The organism is Nonomuraea sp. NPDC050556, assembly GCF_044457355.1.
Lineage (GTDB): Bacteria > Actinomycetota > Actinomycetes > Streptosporangiales > Streptosporangiaceae > Nonomuraea.
Window position 1 is genome coordinate 834,621 of sequence record NZ_JBITGU010000002.1, and the last position, 16,683, is coordinate 851,303.

General features: G+C 70.0%; 17 protein-coding genes. 5 read left to right on the plus strand and 12 right to left on the minus strand.

The features are described 5' to 3' along the window. Positions 1–13: 13 nt before the first annotated feature. Positions 14–1,693 (minus strand): cation:proton antiporter, encoded by a 1,680-nt coding sequence (locus ACIBG8_RS21970; protein WP_397344722.1) that lies wholly within the window; start codon positions 1,691–1,693, stop codon positions 14–16. Between the two features lie 67 nt (positions 1,694–1,760). Here ACIBG8_RS21970 and ACIBG8_RS21975 point away from each other — a divergent pair, with 67 nt between their 5' ends. Continuing rightward, positions 1,761–2,864, plus strand: a complete 1,104-nt coding sequence (locus ACIBG8_RS21975) for a cytochrome P450 (RefSeq protein WP_397344723.1) — start codon at positions 1,761–1,763, stop codon at positions 2,862–2,864. Here ACIBG8_RS21975 and ACIBG8_RS21980 read toward each other — a convergent pair. The 7 genes from ACIBG8_RS21980 to ACIBG8_RS22010 all read right to left on the minus strand — a co-directional run bounded on the left by ACIBG8_RS21980 (position 2,857) and on the right by ACIBG8_RS22010 (position 8,720). Continuing rightward, entirely contained in the window at positions 2,857–4,290 is a 1,434-nt protein-coding gene (locus ACIBG8_RS21980; protein ID WP_397344724.1) for a heparinase II/III family protein, read from the minus strand. The two genes, ACIBG8_RS21975 and ACIBG8_RS21980, sit on opposite strands and share 8 nt — an antisense overlap. Continuing rightward, a complete protein-coding gene (locus tag ACIBG8_RS21985) occupies positions 4,287–5,069 on the minus strand; it encodes a hypothetical protein (RefSeq protein ID WP_397344725.1) in 783 nt (260 codons plus the stop codon). Before ACIBG8_RS21985 ends, ACIBG8_RS21980 begins: the two co-directional genes overlap by 4 nt. Then, complete coding sequence (locus tag ACIBG8_RS21990) at positions 5,062–5,604, minus strand: RNA polymerase sigma factor (protein ID WP_397344726.1); 543 nt, start codon at positions 5,602–5,604, stop codon at positions 5,062–5,064. The genes ACIBG8_RS21985 and ACIBG8_RS21990 overlap by 8 nt, the downstream gene beginning before the upstream one ends. 67 nt (positions 5,605–5,671) lie before the next feature. Further along, complete coding sequence (locus tag ACIBG8_RS21995) at positions 5,672–6,307, minus strand: response regulator (protein ID WP_397344727.1); 636 nt, start codon at positions 6,305–6,307, stop codon at positions 5,672–5,674. Then, on the minus strand, positions 6,307–7,374 hold the full coding sequence (locus ACIBG8_RS22000) for a sensor histidine kinase (RefSeq protein WP_397344728.1): 1,068 nt from the start codon (positions 7,372–7,374) through the stop codon (positions 6,307–6,309). The genes ACIBG8_RS21995 and ACIBG8_RS22000 overlap by 1 nt, the downstream gene beginning before the upstream one ends. A gap of 213 nt (positions 7,375–7,587) precedes the next feature. After that, positions 7,588–8,226, minus strand: a complete 639-nt coding sequence (locus tag ACIBG8_RS22005) for a cell division protein FtsX (RefSeq protein ID WP_397344729.1) — start codon at positions 8,224–8,226, stop codon at positions 7,588–7,590. Then, complete coding sequence (locus ACIBG8_RS22010) at positions 8,223–8,720, minus strand: SigE family RNA polymerase sigma factor (RefSeq protein ID WP_397344730.1); 498 nt, start codon at positions 8,718–8,720, stop codon at positions 8,223–8,225. Before ACIBG8_RS22010 ends, ACIBG8_RS22005 begins: the two co-directional genes overlap by 4 nt. A gap of 422 nt (positions 8,721–9,142) precedes the next feature. Between ACIBG8_RS22010 and ACIBG8_RS22015 the strand changes: the two genes are divergently transcribed. Genes ACIBG8_RS22015 through ACIBG8_RS22025 form a run of 3 tightly spaced genes read left to right on the plus strand, consistent with a single transcriptional unit; the run spans position 9,143 to position 11,160 of the window. Beyond that, entirely contained in the window at positions 9,143–9,775 is a 633-nt protein-coding gene (locus tag ACIBG8_RS22015; RefSeq protein ID WP_397344731.1) for a LysE family translocator, read from the plus strand. Positions 9,776–9,790: 15 nt separating this feature from the next. Continuing rightward, a complete protein-coding gene (locus ACIBG8_RS22020) occupies positions 9,791–10,348 on the plus strand; it encodes a TetR/AcrR family transcriptional regulator (protein ID WP_397344733.1) in 558 nt (185 codons plus the stop codon). Continuing rightward, the gene (locus tag ACIBG8_RS22025; RefSeq protein ID WP_397344734.1) at positions 10,330–11,160 is read left to right on the plus strand and encodes an alpha/beta hydrolase; all 831 of its coding nucleotides are present in this window, start codon (positions 10,330–10,332) and stop codon (positions 11,158–11,160) included. The genes ACIBG8_RS22020 and ACIBG8_RS22025 overlap by 19 nt, the downstream gene beginning before the upstream one ends. Here ACIBG8_RS22025 and ACIBG8_RS22030 read toward each other — a convergent pair. From ACIBG8_RS22030 to ACIBG8_RS22045, 4 genes are all read right to left on the minus strand, one after another. Beyond that, positions 11,153–12,340 (minus strand): hypothetical protein, encoded by a 1,188-nt coding sequence (locus ACIBG8_RS22030; RefSeq protein WP_397344735.1) that lies wholly within the window; start codon positions 12,338–12,340, stop codon positions 11,153–11,155. The two genes, ACIBG8_RS22025 and ACIBG8_RS22030, sit on opposite strands and share 8 nt — an antisense overlap. Before the next feature lie 121 nt (positions 12,341–12,461). Then, positions 12,462–12,845 carry a RidA family protein gene (locus tag ACIBG8_RS22035; protein ID WP_397346158.1) on the minus strand — a complete coding sequence of 128 codons (384 nt, stop codon included), beginning with the start codon at positions 12,843–12,845 and terminating at the stop codon, positions 12,462–12,464. Between the two features lie 6 nt (positions 12,846–12,851). Next, positions 12,852–13,868 (minus strand): alanine racemase, encoded by a 1,017-nt coding sequence (locus tag ACIBG8_RS22040; RefSeq protein WP_397344736.1) that lies wholly within the window; start codon positions 13,866–13,868, stop codon positions 12,852–12,854. 90 nt (positions 13,869–13,958) lie between these two features. Next, on the minus strand, positions 13,959–15,488 hold the full coding sequence (locus tag ACIBG8_RS22045) for an amidohydrolase family protein (RefSeq protein ID WP_397344737.1): 1,530 nt from the start codon (positions 15,486–15,488) through the stop codon (positions 13,959–13,961). Between the two features lie 55 nt (positions 15,489–15,543). On the opposite strand from ACIBG8_RS22045, the gene ACIBG8_RS22050 reads away from it, so the two are divergent. Beyond that, positions 15,544–16,683 carry a glycosyl hydrolase family 8 gene (locus tag ACIBG8_RS22050; RefSeq protein ID WP_397344738.1) on the plus strand — a complete coding sequence of 380 codons (1,140 nt, stop codon included), beginning with the start codon at positions 15,544–15,546 and terminating at the stop codon, positions 16,681–16,683.

Here is a 16,683-nt window from a genome sequence, read left to right on the forward strand (position 1 = left end):
TATACAGCTCGTCTCAGGAGATCTGACGCTGCAGGGAGAGCTCCTCCCGGTCCAGGTAGTTCTGGGCGCGGTCGAGCGTCTCGGAGCGGTGCGTGCCCCTGGCCCGGTCGGCGAGCAGCGTGTGCCGCTGGGCGTGCAGGACCTTCAGGCGCAGGACCTGGTACTGCTCGCGCAGGTCCTGGAAGGCGTCCACGTCCTTCGGGGTGGGGCCGATCTTGCTGTCGGCGCGCACCCGGTCCACCACCTCGGCGGGGTACTCGCCGCCGTACTCGTCCAGCGCGGTCTGGCCGCTGGCCGACAGCTCCTCCAGCAGGTCGTGGTAGTCCTCGCGCAGGCGGGCCGGGTCGTCAGGCGGCACCTCGACCGCGGCGATCACCGCGGGCAGCGTCGACCCCTGCAGCAGCAGGGTCGCCGCCGCGACCACGAACGCGATGAGGATCAGCTGGGCGCGGAACGGCGTCGTGTCTGGCAGCGTCTGGGCGGCCGCGACGGTGATCGCGCCGCGCATCCCCGACCAGGCGAGCACCAGGCCGCCCCGCCAGCCGAGGCTCTGGTCGAGCTTGAACTTCACGTCGGCGGCCACCATGTCGAGCCGGGTCTGGATGCGTTCCTTGCCGCGCGGCATGCGCTCGTCGTAGGCGCCCGCGTCGAGCTTGGCCTGGATCTCCTCCAGCCTGGGGCCCGCGCCCGCCGCCCGGCGCTCGTCCCTGCGGACCATGGTCATCAGCGGACCGGTGAACAGGATCCTGATCACGATGACCAGCGCGGTGGCGGCCAGGCCGTACAACACGCTCTCGCCCACGCTCAGGTGCCCGTCCTCCACCTGGTCGACCAGGGCGCGCAGGCTCAGGCCCATGCTGAGGAAGATGCCGCCCTCCAGCAGGAAGGCCAGCGTGCGCCAGTTGATCGCCTCGGACAGCCGGTCGGCCGCCGCGAGATACCTCGGCGCCAGGCTGCCGGTCACCACGCCGGTGACGACGACCGCGAGCACGCCGGACGCCTTCAGCTCCTCGGCCGGCCAGTACGCGACGAAGGGGACGACCAGCGAGACCGCCGTGCCCAGCACCGGGTCGCCGAGCCAGGCGCGCAGCCGTACGTTGATCCGGCCCAGAACCAGGCCGATCGCGCTCGCCACCACCACCGAGTAGAAGAACTCCAGCGTGACGCCCCAGATCGACACGGCGGCCGCCATGGCGGCGGTCGCGGAGCGCAGCAACACCAGCGCCGACGCGTCGTTGACCAGGCCCTCCCCCTCCAGCACGGTCAGCAGCCTGGACGGCAGGCCGAGGCGGCGCCCGACTGAGGTGGCCGCGACCGCGTCCGTGGGGCTGATCACCGCGCCGACCGCGAACGCCGCTGGCCAGCCGACGCCGGGCAGCAACGCGTGGATCAGCCAGCCCGCGCCGAGCGTGGTGACGACCACGAGCAGGACGGCCAGGCCGGTGATCAGCTTGAAGTTGCGCCGGAAGTCGGTGGCCGGCATGCTCACCGCCGACGAGTAGAGCAGCGGCGGCAGCACGCCCGCCAGGATCCACTCCGGCTCGACGTCGATCGGCGGCATTCCGGGGATGAACCCCAGCCCGGCCCCCACCACGACGAGCAGCAGCGGGGCGGCCAGCCCGATCCGGTCGGCGAACACCGCCACGGCCACCAGGCTCGCGACGCCCACGACCGCGATCAAAGTCAACGCCATGCCGCCATGGTGGCCAGATGTGGCCAGACTGTTCGAGGAGCCACGCTGCTGTTTTACGTTCCGCGGTATGACCCCTCTGGAGATGGCGACGATGCCGAGCGGGGACCGGGTCCCCCTGGCCGTCCGGTACGACGACGTGCGGGCCGTACTCGCCTCGCCCGCCTGCAGCCGCAACCTGCGCCTGCCCGGTCTCCCCCGCTTCGTCACCGGCACGGGCATCGACGACGACCCGGACGCGCTGATCAACCAGGATCCACCGGAGCACACCCGCTACCGCAGGATCATGCACGGGACGTTCACCCCGCGGCAGATCGAGTCGTGGCGGCCGCGCATCGCCGCCCTCGCGCTCGAACTCATCCCCTCGTCGGGCTTCGACCTGGTCGCGGACTTCGCCGTGCCGCTGCCGTGCCGGGTCATCTGCGAGCTGCTCGGCGTGCCGCGCGACGACTACCAGCAGTTCGTCGCGTGGACGGACATGTTCCTGACCACGTCCACGGCGAACGAGCAGGCGCGCTACCAGGGTTACACCGAGTTCATGGCCTACGCGGCCGGGCTCGTCGCCCAGCACCGCACCTCGCCGGGCGAGGACCTCATCGACCTGCTCATCACCGCCCGCGACTCCGACGACCGGCTGACCGAGGGGGAACTGGTCAACACGGTCTTCTCGCTCATCACGGCCGGGCACGAGACGACCACGTCGATGATCGCGCTGGGGGTCATGCGGCTGATGGCGCACCCCGACCAGTGGGACGCCCTGGCCGCCGACCCCACGCTCACCCCTCTGGCGGTCGAGGAGATCCTGCGTTACGACGGGCCGCCCGCCAACGCGTTCATGCGGCGGGTCACCGCGGACACCACGCTGCCCAGCGGGGCGACGCTGGAGTCGGGGGCGGTCGTCATGCCGGACATCAAGGCGGCCAACCACGACCCGGCCGTGTTCGCCGAGCCTGCCCGGTTCGACATCCACCGGTTCGCCGAGGCTCCCCCGCATCCGCACGTCGCCTTCGGGTACGGCCCGCACCGGTGCCTGGCGGCGAGCCTGGCCCGGGTGGAGCTGGTCGAGGCGATCCGGGCGCTGGTCACCCAGCGGCCCGGGTTGCGGCCCGCTTGGGAGTCGGTCGAATGGACGTCCGGACTGGTCCGGCGGCCGGTGTCGCTGCCGGTCAGCTGATCACGGTGGTCAGCCTGGTCGCCTCAGGCGAGGTGATGATCGTGGCCTCGACGGTTTTCAGGTAGCCGGGAGAGATGGGGCCTTTCTTGATGGTCTGACCGCCTGTCGGGCTCTGGTCGGCGAACTGCCGGAACGTCACCCTCCCGTGGCGGTCCTCGAGGACGATCACGCCCTCGTGCTGCTCAACGACGTTGAGGGTCGGGGCGAAGTGCCAGACGTTGTAGAGCTTGTGGCCGTCCGGGACGGAATCCTCGACGGTCATCGCGTCGCCTACCGTGACCCTGCGCGTACGGCTCACGCCGTACGCGTCGTCGGCGAAGGTGTTCTCGGCGATCATGCGGGTGGCTCTGCCGGGGCGGAAGGTCGCGCCCGCGACCACCGGGACGTTGTGCGCCTCCGGCATCCTGGTCCACGCGACGTACGGGGTCCGCTCGTAGGAGTGGAAGCCGGTCTCGACCAGGATCGGGCGGCCGTCGGCGAAGTAGGTCACGCCCAGGTGGTCCTCGTGGCCGTGCAGCTTGCGTCCTGGGCCGAACCTGACCGAGTAGAAAGAGGCGTCCGGGTCGTTCCACGCCGATCTGCCGAAGACGTAGCCGCCGTCGAAGACCTTCACCGTCTCCGGGCCGTGCGCGAAGGCCGGGGGGCGGGTGTCGGCTGGGCTGTCGCCGATGGGGACCAGGAGGCCGTCCGGCTGGGTGGCGTGGGCGATGTACCCCTCCAGGGCGGTTCTGCGGCTTCTGAGGGCGTCGGGGACCTTCGCGCCGCTCTCCTCGATCGCCCTGATCGCCACGCCCAGCCTGCGGTGGACGTAGAGGCCGTAACGAGGGGCCTGCTCGTGCAGCACGCCCTGCTCGTCGATGGCCAGCTGGGCGCTGGCGGTCATCCTCCTGATCGCCAGGCGTCGCCACCGCACCCTGCCCAGGCGGGTGGCCACGACGAGGAGGGCTATGTCCTGGTCGAGGCCGTGGTTGTGGCCCGGGCGGTAGAGGGTGTTGTCGGCGAGCACGCGGCCGTGTTCCTCGATGCTGTCGATGATTCTTGCGTCTTCTGTATGGGCGCTGAGGCACACCAGGACGGGAGCCCTCAGGGCGACGGCGTGCTCGGCCCAGGCCCACTCGCTCCGCGCCCCTTTTCGCGGATTTTTCGTGATCCAGTCATTGATGATGCTTTCGGCGCGGGTTCTTCCTGTCTTCTCCTGCATCAGGCGGCCCGCCCAGCGCAGGGTGTGCAGGTTGAGCATCCACGACCGGTTCCCGTGCGGGTCCATGCTCCAGTCGATCGGATCTCCGAGATCCGTGTACGGCAGGCCCACGAAGGACACCCGGCCCCGCATCACCTCCGCCACGTCGATCGTGGGGAACTGGTCGGCCAGGCAGATGGCCTTCCGCCTGGTCCCCGTCCTTCGCCATGCCTCTTTCCAGCTCACGGGCCCTCGCTGGTGAATCCGGCCTCCACCAGGACATCCGCCTGCCGGTCGTCGGTGCACGACAACACCTGCGAGCTGGCCGGGTCGATGATCACCGTCCGCCTGACGCCCTTCACCGTGAACGCGAACTGCTCCCCCGCCCTGCCCTTCCTGTCCGCCCGCTCCCCCAGGTAGCGGACGTTGGGCAGGTCGGCCAGCAGCCTGTACGCCGCGGCCCGCACGCCCGGCGGGGACGGCTTGCGCCACAACAACCCCAGCACCGCGTCGGCCACCACGTCGTCACCGGCGTCCACCGGCAACATCCCGACCACCCACGCCTTGAGCGCTGCTTCGTCGGACGGCAGGCGCTGAATCTGCGCGAACGTCAGGTCCCGGCCCGCGATGCTGAACGCCGCCCCCTTCGACGGCCATGCCTTTCCCCCGTCGCCGACCCAGGTCCGTCCGTCCCGGGCGGCCCACAGCTCGGTGACCTTGTCGCCTCGCTGCTGTCTGAGATGCCAGAACGCACCGCCCGCCGTACGGCCGGCGGAACCCGCGGCCGCCAGCAGAACCATCCGCCCTTGGCCCTGCGGCTGCGCCTGGCTTTTCTGCTGCGTCGCGGGCATGATCGCCAGCCACACCGCGAACGCGCCCGTCGCCACGAGACCCACCGACCAGCTGAACAACCTGCGCCGCCCCCTGCGCCGCTCGGCCTCGATCCGCCCCCACACCCGAGCCCGCACCCGCGGATCCACCCGCTGCGGCCCGTACAGCTCCCTGACCAGCTCCAGCTCATCCACGGTCGGCCTCCTGCAGCACCAGGGACAGGGAGCCACGCAGCTTCTTGCGTGCCCGGTTGAGCCGCGACCTGACCGTCCCGTTCGGAATCCCCAGCGCCACAGCCACCTCCTCGTGGCTCAATCCCGCCAGCGCCAGCAACTGCACGACGTCCCGATCCCGCTGATCCAGCTCGGCCAGCGCGGCCGCCAGGTCCTGACGCAGGCTCTCAGCGGCCACCTGGACGACCACCCGGTCCTCGTGCCCGGGCGTGTCCCGGTCGGGGGCGCACCGGCTGAGCGCCCGCAGCGTCCTGGCCTCCTGACGCCGATGCTTGCCGATCAGGTTGGTGGCGATGCCGTACAACCAGGTCTTTGCGGCGGCCCGCGAGGGGTCGAACTGCGCCCGCTTCCTGAACGCGATGAGAAACGTCTCCCCCACGACGTCCTCCGCGTTGTCCGGGCCTAACCGGTAGGCGACGTATCGATGGATCTCATCGAAATGCGCGTCGAAAACCGCCGCGAACGCCTCGTGATCATCAAGCGGTCTGTCCGCCACAATGCTGCCCCCTGCGCTAGTTACCCCTTATCCCCCGATCCTTTGAGTCACGTTCACGCCCATCCGTTCACACCAGGCCCGCCTCGTACGCGGCGATGACCAGATGCACCCGCGTCCGCGCGCCGAGTTTCATCAGCAGGCTGCTGACGTGCGTCTTGACCGTGCTCAAGCTGACGAACAGCGCCTCGGCGACCTCCGTGTTCGACAGCCCCTTGGCGACCAGCACGAGCACCTCCCGCTCCCGGTCGGTGATCTGCAGCCCGCCCCCTCCCGCCCCGGCGTACCGCTGGATCAGCCGGCGCGTCACCGTGGGCGCCAGCAGCGACTCCCCGGCCGCCACCACCTCGATCCCCCTGAGCAGCTCCGCGGGCGGCGTGTCCTTCAACAGGAACCCGGCGGCCCCCGCCCTCAGCGCCCCGTAGACGTACTCATCCAGATCGAACGTCGTCACGATCAGCACCCGCGTGGCCGGACGTTCCACCCCGATCCGGCGCGTGGCCTCGATCCCGTCCATCACCGGCATCCGCACATCCATGACCACCAGATCCGGACGCTCCCGGCCGACCACCTCCACCGCCTCGACCCCGGTCGCCGCCTCCCCGACCGTCACGAACCCCGGCGCACTGTCCACCAGCCTCCGGAAGCTGGCCCTGATCAGCGCCTGATCATCAGCCACCACCACCCGCTTCCTGGCGACCGCCATCACAACGGCAACCTGGCCATCACCCGGAACCCCCGCACCGCCCGCGCACCCGCCTCGAACTCGCCGCCGAACACGTGCACCCGCTCGCGCAACCCCAGAAGCCCATGCCCGTACGGCTGCGCCTGCCCGCGCACCCCGTCGTCCACCACCTCCACGACGAGCGCCTCCGCCAGCCGCGAGATCCGCACGCCCGCCCTCCTCGCCCCCGCGTGCTTGATCACGTTGGTCAGCGCCTCCTGCACGATCCGGTACACCGTCAGCTCCAACTCCCCCTCCACCTCGCCGTCGACCACCAGATCCACCTCCACCCCCGCCGCCCGCGTCCGCTCCACGAGCGCACCCAGATCCGCCAGCCCGGGGGCGGGCTCGAACTCCGCGTCACCGTCCTCACGCAGCACCCCCAGCAACCGCCGCGTCTCACGCAGCGCCGACCTGCTCGTCTCCTCGATCGAGGCCAGCGTCCTGCTCATCTCCTCCGCCCCGCCCACGTGCCCGGCGACACCCGCCTGGACCGCGATCGTGCTGAGGCTGTGCCCGATGACGTCGTGCAGTTCCCGCGCGATGCGCAGCCGCTCCTCGGCCGCTTCCGCGCGCACCCGCTCTTCCGCGTGTACGGCGAGCCGTTCCGTGTAGAGCCTGCGCTGGCGCACCGCCGTACCGACCGCCCAGGACGCCACCGTGATCCCCAGCACCAGCCCCAGCTGGTCGCGCACATTGCCCGTCAGGGGAACCCGCAGCACCCCCTGGACCCCGGCGGCACAGGCTGCCAGCAGCGCGACGGCGGCGTTCCGGCGGGTCGCCAGCGTGTAGAGGGCCAGCGGGAGGCAGAGAGCGTCGGCAGTGGGCAGCAGGAACTCCCGCATCCCCAGCCCGGCGACGAGAACGACCGCGAACACCGTCCGCGGCCAGAGCCGTCTGACCGCGATGGGCAGGCTCGTACCGAGCGCTGCGGCGAAGTCGACCGCATCGGGGGCCGAGGTGTTCCGCGAGACGACCAGCCCCAGGAACGCGGCGGCCAGAAGAAGGGCAACGAGGCCGTCGACCACCACCCATGCCCAGGTCGGCACCCGACTCAACAACGGCGCAGGGGTCGTTGCGGGCTGCAGGAGGGTCGTTGCGGGAGGGCCTGCAGGGGCGGGCGTCACAGGAGCGGACGTTGCCGGGCGGGCACCACCGGGGGTGGCCGTCACAGGGATGGCCGTCACGGGGGCGGGCGTCACGGGGGCGGGCGTCACAGGGGGCGGGCGTCACAGGGGGCGGGCGTCACCCGGGTGGGTGGGTTACGGGCAGGGGGACGTTGGTGTGGGTTGGGGGGTTGGGGAGTTTGGGGTGCAGCGGTGGTCGACTATGGAGGCGACGCCTGGCCGTGACTGCAACGCGGTGATGATGGGGGTTGCGTCGGCGTTCGGGGTGAGGGTGATGCGGAAGGAGGCTGGGAAGTCCTCCACGCGGAGGACACCCTTCAGGACTCCGCTGTCGGCAGAGGCTTTGAAGACCTCATAGGCCTTTGCCTGGTCTTCGTAGTACACCTGGGCCACGCCGGGCAGCGACTTGATCTTTTTGAGGATCGCCGTGAGGTCCTTGTTGGTGACGCCCTTGGGGCGGGACTCGCAGGACGGCTGGGAGCTTGCCTTCGTGCAGAGGAAGACGTTGATGTCGGCCGTGTTCTCGTAGGAGGTCGTGGGGCGGATTGCGGCGGTGTTCACGTCGGGGTCGGGGGTCTGGCCGTCGGGTAGCCACAAGGTGGTTGCCGTTGCTCCGGCAATGACGATGGCCACTGCTGCCACTGCGTGCCGTACGTCGACTCGGGGTCTTCTCGGAGCCGACACGGTGGGGAGGGGCTTCAGGGTTTCCGGGGTCACCAGGGCGCCCACTTCGTTCAGTGCCTCGCGTAGGCGCTGCTCTACCTCGCTGTTCATCGGGTCCCTCCCGTGCGTCCGTGGTCTTCCTTGCCCAGGGCCCTGCCCAGGGAGGCGAGGGCGCGGGCGATCGTCGATCGGGCGGTGCTGCCGCTGATCTCCATGGTGTCGGCGATCTCCTGGTCGGAGAGGTCGAAGTAGTAGCGGAGGACCAGCGCCTCGCGTTGGCGTCTCGGCAGGTCGCGCAGGGCCAGCAGCACCTCTCGGCGCTCCTCGCCGAGCATCGCGGCGCTCTCGGCCGACCAGACCGGTGGCTCGTAGGGCGCGGCCCAGCGGAAGAGCCTGACTCTTCTGCGGAGGACGTTGCGGCTCTGGTTGAGTACGGCGGAGCGTACGTAGGCCAGGGCGCTGTCGGGGTCGCGGAGCCTGGTACGGCCGGCGTGGGTGCGGGTGAAGGCCTCCTGCACCACGTCTTCGGCTGTGGCCAGGTCGCCGACCATGAGCAGCGCCAGCCGTACCAGGCCTATGTGGTGTTCGGAGAAGATCGCTGCCACGTCTACGCGGTCGCGGGTCTGGGGCTCTCTTGGGGAGAGCAGGTCAACTTCCACGTCACAGAGACGCCTGGGAGGTCTGTCTGCTGCTTCGGCCACGGGTCGGGTTTTGGTCTCGTCGGGGGCGGATCACCGTAACATCGTGCGGCTCTTTTGGGGGCGGGTCGGCGGAGGGCTGTGGAGGAGCTGACGTCGGGTTAAGTGCAGGGGCGGAGTAGTGGGCTGCGGATGGAGGGGGGCGAAGCAGGATGCGGCCAATGGGGCCCGGGGCCTAAGGGCCTAAGGGGGTTGGGGCCATGGGGGTTGGGCCAGGGGGTGGGAGGGCGGGGTTCGAGGCCAGGGGGTGGGAGGGCTGGGTTGGGGGGTGGGATTGGTCTGGTGGGTGGGGTGGGGATTGGTTCTGGGGTGGGGGCCAATGGGGTTCTATGGTGGGGTTTGTGATCTCTCCCTCTACTCTTGCGCTCTTCGCCACCGCCTCCGCCGCGCTGGTGGTGATCCCTGGGCCCAATCATCTCTACATCGCCGCTCGTGGCCTCGCGCAAGGGCGGTCGGCGGCTATGGCCAGTGCGTTCGGGGTTGAGGTCGGGACGCTGGTGCACACTGCTGCAGCGGCGGCTGGGTTGTCCTACCTGATCTCGCGGTCGGCCACCCTGTTCGCGGTGGTCAAGTGGGTGGGGGTTGCCTATCTCGTCTATCTCGGGGTCAGGGCGTTTCTTGGCAAGGACAGCCCCCACGACCAAAACGCGGCTGCGCGGCAGCCGCTGGGGAAGGTGTTCCTGGAAGGCGTGCTGGTCAATGTGCTCAATCCGAAGGTGGCGCTGTTCTTCCTGGCCTTTCTGCCGCAGTTCGTCGATCCAGGGGCGGGCGCTCCGGCGGGGCAGATCGTGGTGTTCGGGGTGACGTTGTTCGTGCTCGGGTTCCTCTCGGACATGGTCTACGCCCTGTCGGCAGGCGCGCTGGGCGGGAAAATGGCGCGGCATGGGCGGAAATTTCGGTACTTCAGTGGGGTTGTTTATCTCGGGATGGGGGTTCTCACCGCCTTCGCCGGGAGGCGCTAGGGGGAAGATAGGCGGATGGCACCCCGCAAGAAGCAGGCGATCTTCGAGGCGACGCTCGACCTGGTCGCCGCCAAGGGCTACGACGGCCTGACCATCGAGGGCGTCGCCGACCGCTCCGGTGTCAACAAGACGACGATCTACCGCTGGTGGCCCTCCAAGGCCGCGCTCCTCGGCGCCGCCCTCGTCGAGGCCGAGCTGCTGGAGTTCGACCCCCCGGACACCGGTTCGCTGCGCGGCGACCTCACCGCCATGGTCGACGCCATCGCCAAGCTCCTCGACGACCCGCCCACCCGCGAGGTCGCCGTCGCCGCGCTAGGCGCCGCCGTACGCCATCCCGAGCTGGACACCCGCCGCTTCTTCGCCGACCGGTTCGCCCGCGAGCAGGAGATCTTCCAGCGAGCGGTACGGCGGGGCGAACTCGACCCGGCGACGGACCCGATGCTCCTGGTGGACCTGCTCGCCGGAGCCGTATGGATCAGGGTGATCTTCCGCGACCTCCCCCTGACCGAGAACTTCGCCCGGGACGCCGTAGGCGCAGTACTGGATGGTGTCGGGTGCTCCTCCGCCTCCTAGTCGGCCTGTTATTACTCCTGGTGATCCCCTCCTCAGCGGCGGAGAGCCGGGCGGCCCTCGTCAGACTGACCGTCGACTCGAAGGCCCTCGGCAGGAACGCCCAGGTGGAGGTCCTGCTCCCCAAGGGCTGGCGGCCCGGGACGAAGTGGCCCGTGCTCTACCTGCTCGAAGGGTGCTGCCACCAGGGCCTCGAATGGATCACCCTCGGCAGGGCGGACGACGTCGTGAAGGACGTCATCGTCGTGATCCCCGAGGGCGGCGAGTCGGGCTTCTACTCCGACTGGCGCAGGGGCCCGAAGTGGGAGACGTTCCACCTGACCGAGGTGCGGGAGCTGGTCGAGGAGCGGTACGGAGCATCCGACCGCCGAGCGATCGCCGGGCTCTCGATGGGCGGCTTCGGCGCCCTGTCCTATGCGGCGCGGCATCCCGGGATGTTCCGGGCGGCGGCCTCGTTCTCCGGCCTGGTCGACGTGTCACGCAAGGACACCGACTACATCGCAGGTCCCGAAAAATCGCCGGATCTGTGGGCGGAGAGCGACATCCCGCTGCACAACCCGACCGCCCTCGCGGCGAAGCTGAAGGACATCCCCGTCTACATCTCCAGCGGGAACGGCCAGGCCGGGCCGCTGGACGCGCCGGGCACCAGCTTCGACGGCGGCGAGGCGGTCATCGAGCAGCAGAACCGGCGCTTCCTGGCCGCAGCCCAGGCCGCCGGAGTGCAGGTCACGGCCAACCTGTACGGTCCGGGCACCCACAGCTGGCCGTACTGGACGAGGGAACTACGGACGGCCCTGCCCATCCTGCTCAGATGAGCGCGGCGGGAATGCGGTCCAGCACGGGCAGCGGCGCCAGGCCGTACGCGTAGAAGTCGACCGCCCACGCCCCGGCCGCCTTGGCCCCGCGGACCTTGGCCGCCAGCCGGTCCACCGAGTCGCTGTCCGGGTACCCGGGGCGCAGCACCGCGCGCACCTCCCGGTCCTTACCCACCGAGCGCAGGTAGGCCCCGACGTCGTCGGCGATCCTGGCGGCGTCCCGCGCGTAACCCAGCACGGCGAACGAGGGCACCAGGTCGCCCAGCGCCACCAGGTCCACCCCGAGCTGCCAGGCGTCGTGCGCGGCGAGGCCAGGAGAGGGCAGCCCGTCGCGGTAGCCCTTGACCGCCCCCGTCGCGTCGATGAACACGAGCTGCGACCCCTCGGCCGACACCGCCGCGGAGACCTCGGACACCAGCGAGGTGACCGTCTCCGACCGTGCCCGCGCGTAGGCCACCACGTCGGGGCCCGCGTAGGCGGTCAGCGCGGCGCGCGTCACCTCGCCCTGCGCGGGAGCGTCGCCGTCGAGCACCCCGCCGACGATCCTGGCGCACTCGTCGCGGGCCAGCAGCGCGTCGACGCCCAGGTCGGTGGCGCGCCGCATGCAGAAGTCGCAGAAGCAGAGACCCATGAGGTAGGCGTCCATGGGCCCGAGCTGGACGAAGGAGCGTTGCGCCTTCAGCGGTCTGAAGTGCAGCGACTCGGCCACCACGCTGTCCACGCCGAGCCTGGCCACGGCGCGGGCGAGCGCCACGGCGTAGAGCCGTACGTCGGGATGCGCCGGGCACAGGTCGGTGATCGCGCCACGGTCGCCGAAGCAGTCGCGGACGGTCACGTCGGGGTGTTCCGCGCCGATCGTGCCGTTGCGGAGGAAGACGGTCCAGCCGTGCAGCTTGAGCCCGCGGGCGCGGCAGGCGTCGAGCAGGCCGTCGAAGGAGTCAGCGAACCCGGCGGGCGGGCGCAGGCGCAGGTCGGCGAACAGGTCGGACGGCAGCGGGAAGTGCGCGCCGTCCTCCCTTACGGTCAGCTTGGACAGCCCGTGCGGGGTGATGTCGCGCGAGCCGTGGTGCACGGCGCCGACGGTGATCCCGGCCACGCCGTACCCACGCACCCGGTCGAGCACCCGCTCGACGCCCTCGCCGCGCAGGTCCTCGACGAAGACGTACATCGAACTGTCCACCGTGTCCACGGCCTCCCTCTGGTCGGCGCTCGGTCGCTCTTAGCCGATCTCTTCCCTCGTCGCTCCGGTCGCTTCGCTCCCTGCGCTCCTCAGTCCAGAGACCGGCGCTCCCTCGCCGACCTTACGCGCTCTTGTGGGCGACGAAATCGATCTCGACGAGGATGTCCATCAGGTCCGACCCGACGGTGGTGCGAACCGGGTACGGCTGGCTGAAGTACGACTTGTACACCTCGTTGTAGGCCGCGAAGTCGCGCTTGAGGTGCTGCAGGTGGACGGTCGCCTTGACCACGTCGTCGAAGCCGAGCCCGTGAGCGGCCAGCACCGCCCCGAGGTTCCTCATCGTCTGGTGCGTCTGCGCCGCGACGTCGTCGCCCACGATCTCGCCGGTGTCCGGGTCGAGCGGCCCCGCCCCAGAGGTGTAGACGAAGTCACCGACCACGAGCCCCTGGGAGTAGGCGCCGATCGGGGGCGCACCCTCGTTGGTCCTCAGTTCCTTCTTCATCAGATCTCCCTAGAAATGCGTATTTATCGTGCCAACAACGCGGTAGTCAGCAGCGACGAGCGGCAACGTCCGCCACTTGTCGAACGCCGTGCACGGATGCGAGATCCCGAACGACACCAGCTCCCCCACCCGCAGGGACCCGCGCACCACCGTGTGCTGGTCCTGCATCCTGACGACCTCGAAGTCACCGCGCGGAATCGGCAGCCCCTCGTCATAAGGGGCGTCCCGCTTCCCCATCCCGATGATCGCCAACCCGGGCTCCGGCGTCGAGAGCACGTGCGCGAAGATCTCGAAGGCCGGCACCAGCGAGCCGGGAATCCGGTTGAACGGCGTGCGCTCCCGGTAGTAGCCGTCGTCGTGCGAGACGTACGCCCCCGCGCGCAGCATGACCCGCGCCTGCGTGGCCACGAGCTCCCGCCCGATCACGTCGAACCACTGGCTCCCGCCGACCGACAGCAGCGGGTTCCGCACCCGGAGATACTCGACGGCATCCTGCAACGAATGCAGATATTTCCGGACTTCTTCGGCGCTCTTCAGCGACCCCTCATACCCGGCGACCCCCACGACCTCGACGCCAGGAACAGCAGAAGCCCGGTCGACGACCTCCAGAAGGTCCTTGAGCGTACGGCTCCCGCCCCGCCCACCCTCATGCCCCAGCTCGGCCAGCACCTGGAACGGCCGCTCCCCGGCGAAGGAGGACAACACGTCCACGGAAGCCACGGAGTCGACGAAGAACATCACCTCGAACCCGGGATCGCGGGAAAGCTCGGCAGCCAGCCACCGCAACCCCGCAGGGTCCACGACCTGGTTGGCGATCACGATGCGCCCGACCCCGAAGCCCCGCAGCGCCATCGCCTGGCTGGGCGTCGCCACCGTCAGCCCCCACGCGCCCGCTTCCAGCTGCATCGCGGCGATCTCAGGTGACATGTGCGTCTTGGCGTGCGGCGCGAAGAGCATGCCGTGGTCGCGGGTGAACGTGGCCATCGTCGCGATGTTGTGCTCCAGCGCGGCCTGGTGCACGACCATCAGCGGAAAGCTGAACGGCCCGTCGAACACGGACCGCCCAAAGATGTCCTCACCAGGACAGATCCCCTTCACAGTTCCCGACCTTATCGGCTAGCGAGAGCGCAACGCGCGCCCCGGCGTACCCCCGGTCAGCGCGCCCCCGGCCAGCACCCGGGCCCCGGAAACGAACACGTCGGAAACCCCCGCGGCAGGCACCCGCGGATCAGCATAAGTCGCCAGATCTTCGACGGTTTCCGGCGACACCAGGATCAGGTCGGCGGCGAATCCCGACCGCACCAACCCCCGGTCCACCAGCCCGAACCGCCGCGCCGGATGCGAGGCCAGGTGCACGACCGCCTGCTCCCACGTCCAGTCGCCGAGCTCGCGCACGTGCCGCCCCAGGAACCTGGCGAACGCCCCCCACCCGCGCGGATGCGGATGCCCGCCCACGTAGATGCCGTCGGAACCACCGGTGTGCGAGGGATGGCGCAACATCCGCCGCACCGACTCCTCCCCTGCCGGCCCCTCGTCCGGCCTGGCCATCACGCACCCGGCCTCCAGGCGCGTGTCGATCAGCAGCCTGACGCAGAACTCGGCGGGCGAGATCCCCTTCCTGCGCGCCGCCTCCACGATCGTCAGCCCCTCCGCCCACTCCGCCCCCGGCGCGTGCGAGACGGTGAGCCGCGGCCACAGCTCGGCCAGCGTCGGCCACCACGCGTCCAGCTCGCGCGACCCGAGCATGTCCAGCGCCCGGTCGAGCTCGGCGGCCGGCACGGACGGCGGCAGCACGACCATCGCCAGGATCGTGCTCCCCCGCAGGTAGGGATAGGTGTCGAAGGTCAGGTCCACCCCCTCGTCCAGCGCGGACGAGACCAGCGGCAACAACAGGTCCGCCGGTCCGTGCAGATGAGACACGTGTACGGCGGCGCCGGACAGCTTGGCGATCTCCACGACCTCGCTCATGCCCGTCCCGGCCCGCGCGCCGTACGCCCTCATGTGGGTCACGTACGGCAGGCCGCCGAGCGGCGCGCTGAGCGCGGCGAGCTCCTCGGTGGTGGCGTAGCGGCCGGGCAGGTACTCCAGCCCGGTCGACAGGCCGACGGCCCCGTCGGCGAGCCCGCGCTCGACCCGCAGCAACATCGCGGCGAGGTCGTCGGGGGCTGCGGCGCCGGAGGAGGCGCCCATGACGTCGTAGCGGATCGTGCCGTGCGGCAGCAGGTAGGCGCTGTTGAGCGCGCTGGCCCGGTCGTAACGCTCCAGGACGTCGGCCACGCTCAGCGGCCCGTCGACGAGCGTGCCGTTGACGGCGGCGAAGTAGCGGCTGGCGTAGGCGACGGTCTCGGCGGAACCGGGCGCGAAGGACAACCCGTCCTGGCCGAGCACGAAGGTGGTCACGCCCTGCCGGAGCGCGGCGAGCTGCACCTCAGGGTCGAAGATCACGGCGTCGCCGTGCGCGTGGCAGTCGATGAAGCCCGGCGCGACGAACCGGCCGGTGGCGTCGACGATCTCACCCGCCTCGACGCCGTCGAGCCGCCCGACGGCCGCGATCCGGTCGCCGGAGATCGCCACGTCCGCTCTGAACGCCGGAGCCCCCGTGCCGTCGAGCACCCGTCCACCGCTGATGACCACGTCATACGCCACCCCAGGATTAAACCTGATTTGGAAGGGATGGCACGTCTTTCATAGCCTCTGGCAGGTGCTCTTCCCTCGCGCGTCCGCGCTGATCGCCGCCCTCGCCCTCGCCGTGACCGCCTGCGCGGCAGAAAAGCCCCAGGAAACGCGGAGCCCACAGGCGGCCGAGGGCGTCCTGCGCCCGACAGGAGCCACCAGCCAGCAGGTCCGCGCCTACTACGCCGAGTGGAAGGCCGCCTTCGTCACCGACAAGTGCGGCTCCCAGCAGGTGATCTCCCCCGATGCCGACCACCCGTACGTCGGCGAGGCGCAGGGCTACGGCCTGGTCATCGCCGCCTCCATGGACGACAGACCACTCTTTGACGGAATCCTGAAATATGTGGAAGCGCACCCGTCGGTGAACAACCCCGATCTACTCGCCGCGGAACAGGACAAGGACTGCAAGAGCGTCAACGGCTCGGACTCCGCGACCGACGGCGACCTCGACGTCGCCTACGGCCTGCTGATGGCGGACAAGCGGTGGGGCGGCTACCGCGACAAGGCCGTCAAGCGGATCAACGCCATCATGAAGGACGAGTTCAGCCTGTACACCGGCCTGATGAAGCTCGGCGACTGGGCCACCGCGGACGAGCCACTGAGCAGGATCTCCCGTACCTCCGACTGGATGATCGGCCACTTCAGGGCGTTCGAGAAGATCGACCCAGAATGGCAGACCATTCGGATGCGCCACACCTTGCTGATCGGCTACTACGAGGGAACGACGACGGGCCTGCTGCCCGACTTCGTCAAGGACGGCAAGCCGGTCAAGGGCAAGGTGCTGGAGGACGAGCACGACGGCGACTACAACTGGAACGCCCTGCGCGACCCCTGGCGCATCGGTGCCGACGCCGCCACCAGCGGCGACCCAGGTTCTGTCGGATGGGCCAGAAAGATCACGACCTTCATCAGGAAGGCCACCGGCGACGACCCCAAGAAGATCGCCGCCGGTTACACCCTCGAAGGCAAGTCGCTCGCAGAAGGCCCAGAGCCCGCCTTCGTAGCGCCGTTCGCCGTGGCCGCCCTGACCTCCCCTGACAGCCAGGCCTGGCTCGACGCGCTCTGGCAGACGATGCTCGCCACGAAGATCGACAAGCACGACTACTTCGCCGCGACCGTCCAGCTCCAGTCGATGATCGCCGTCATCGGCGGCCAACCTCTGCCATAG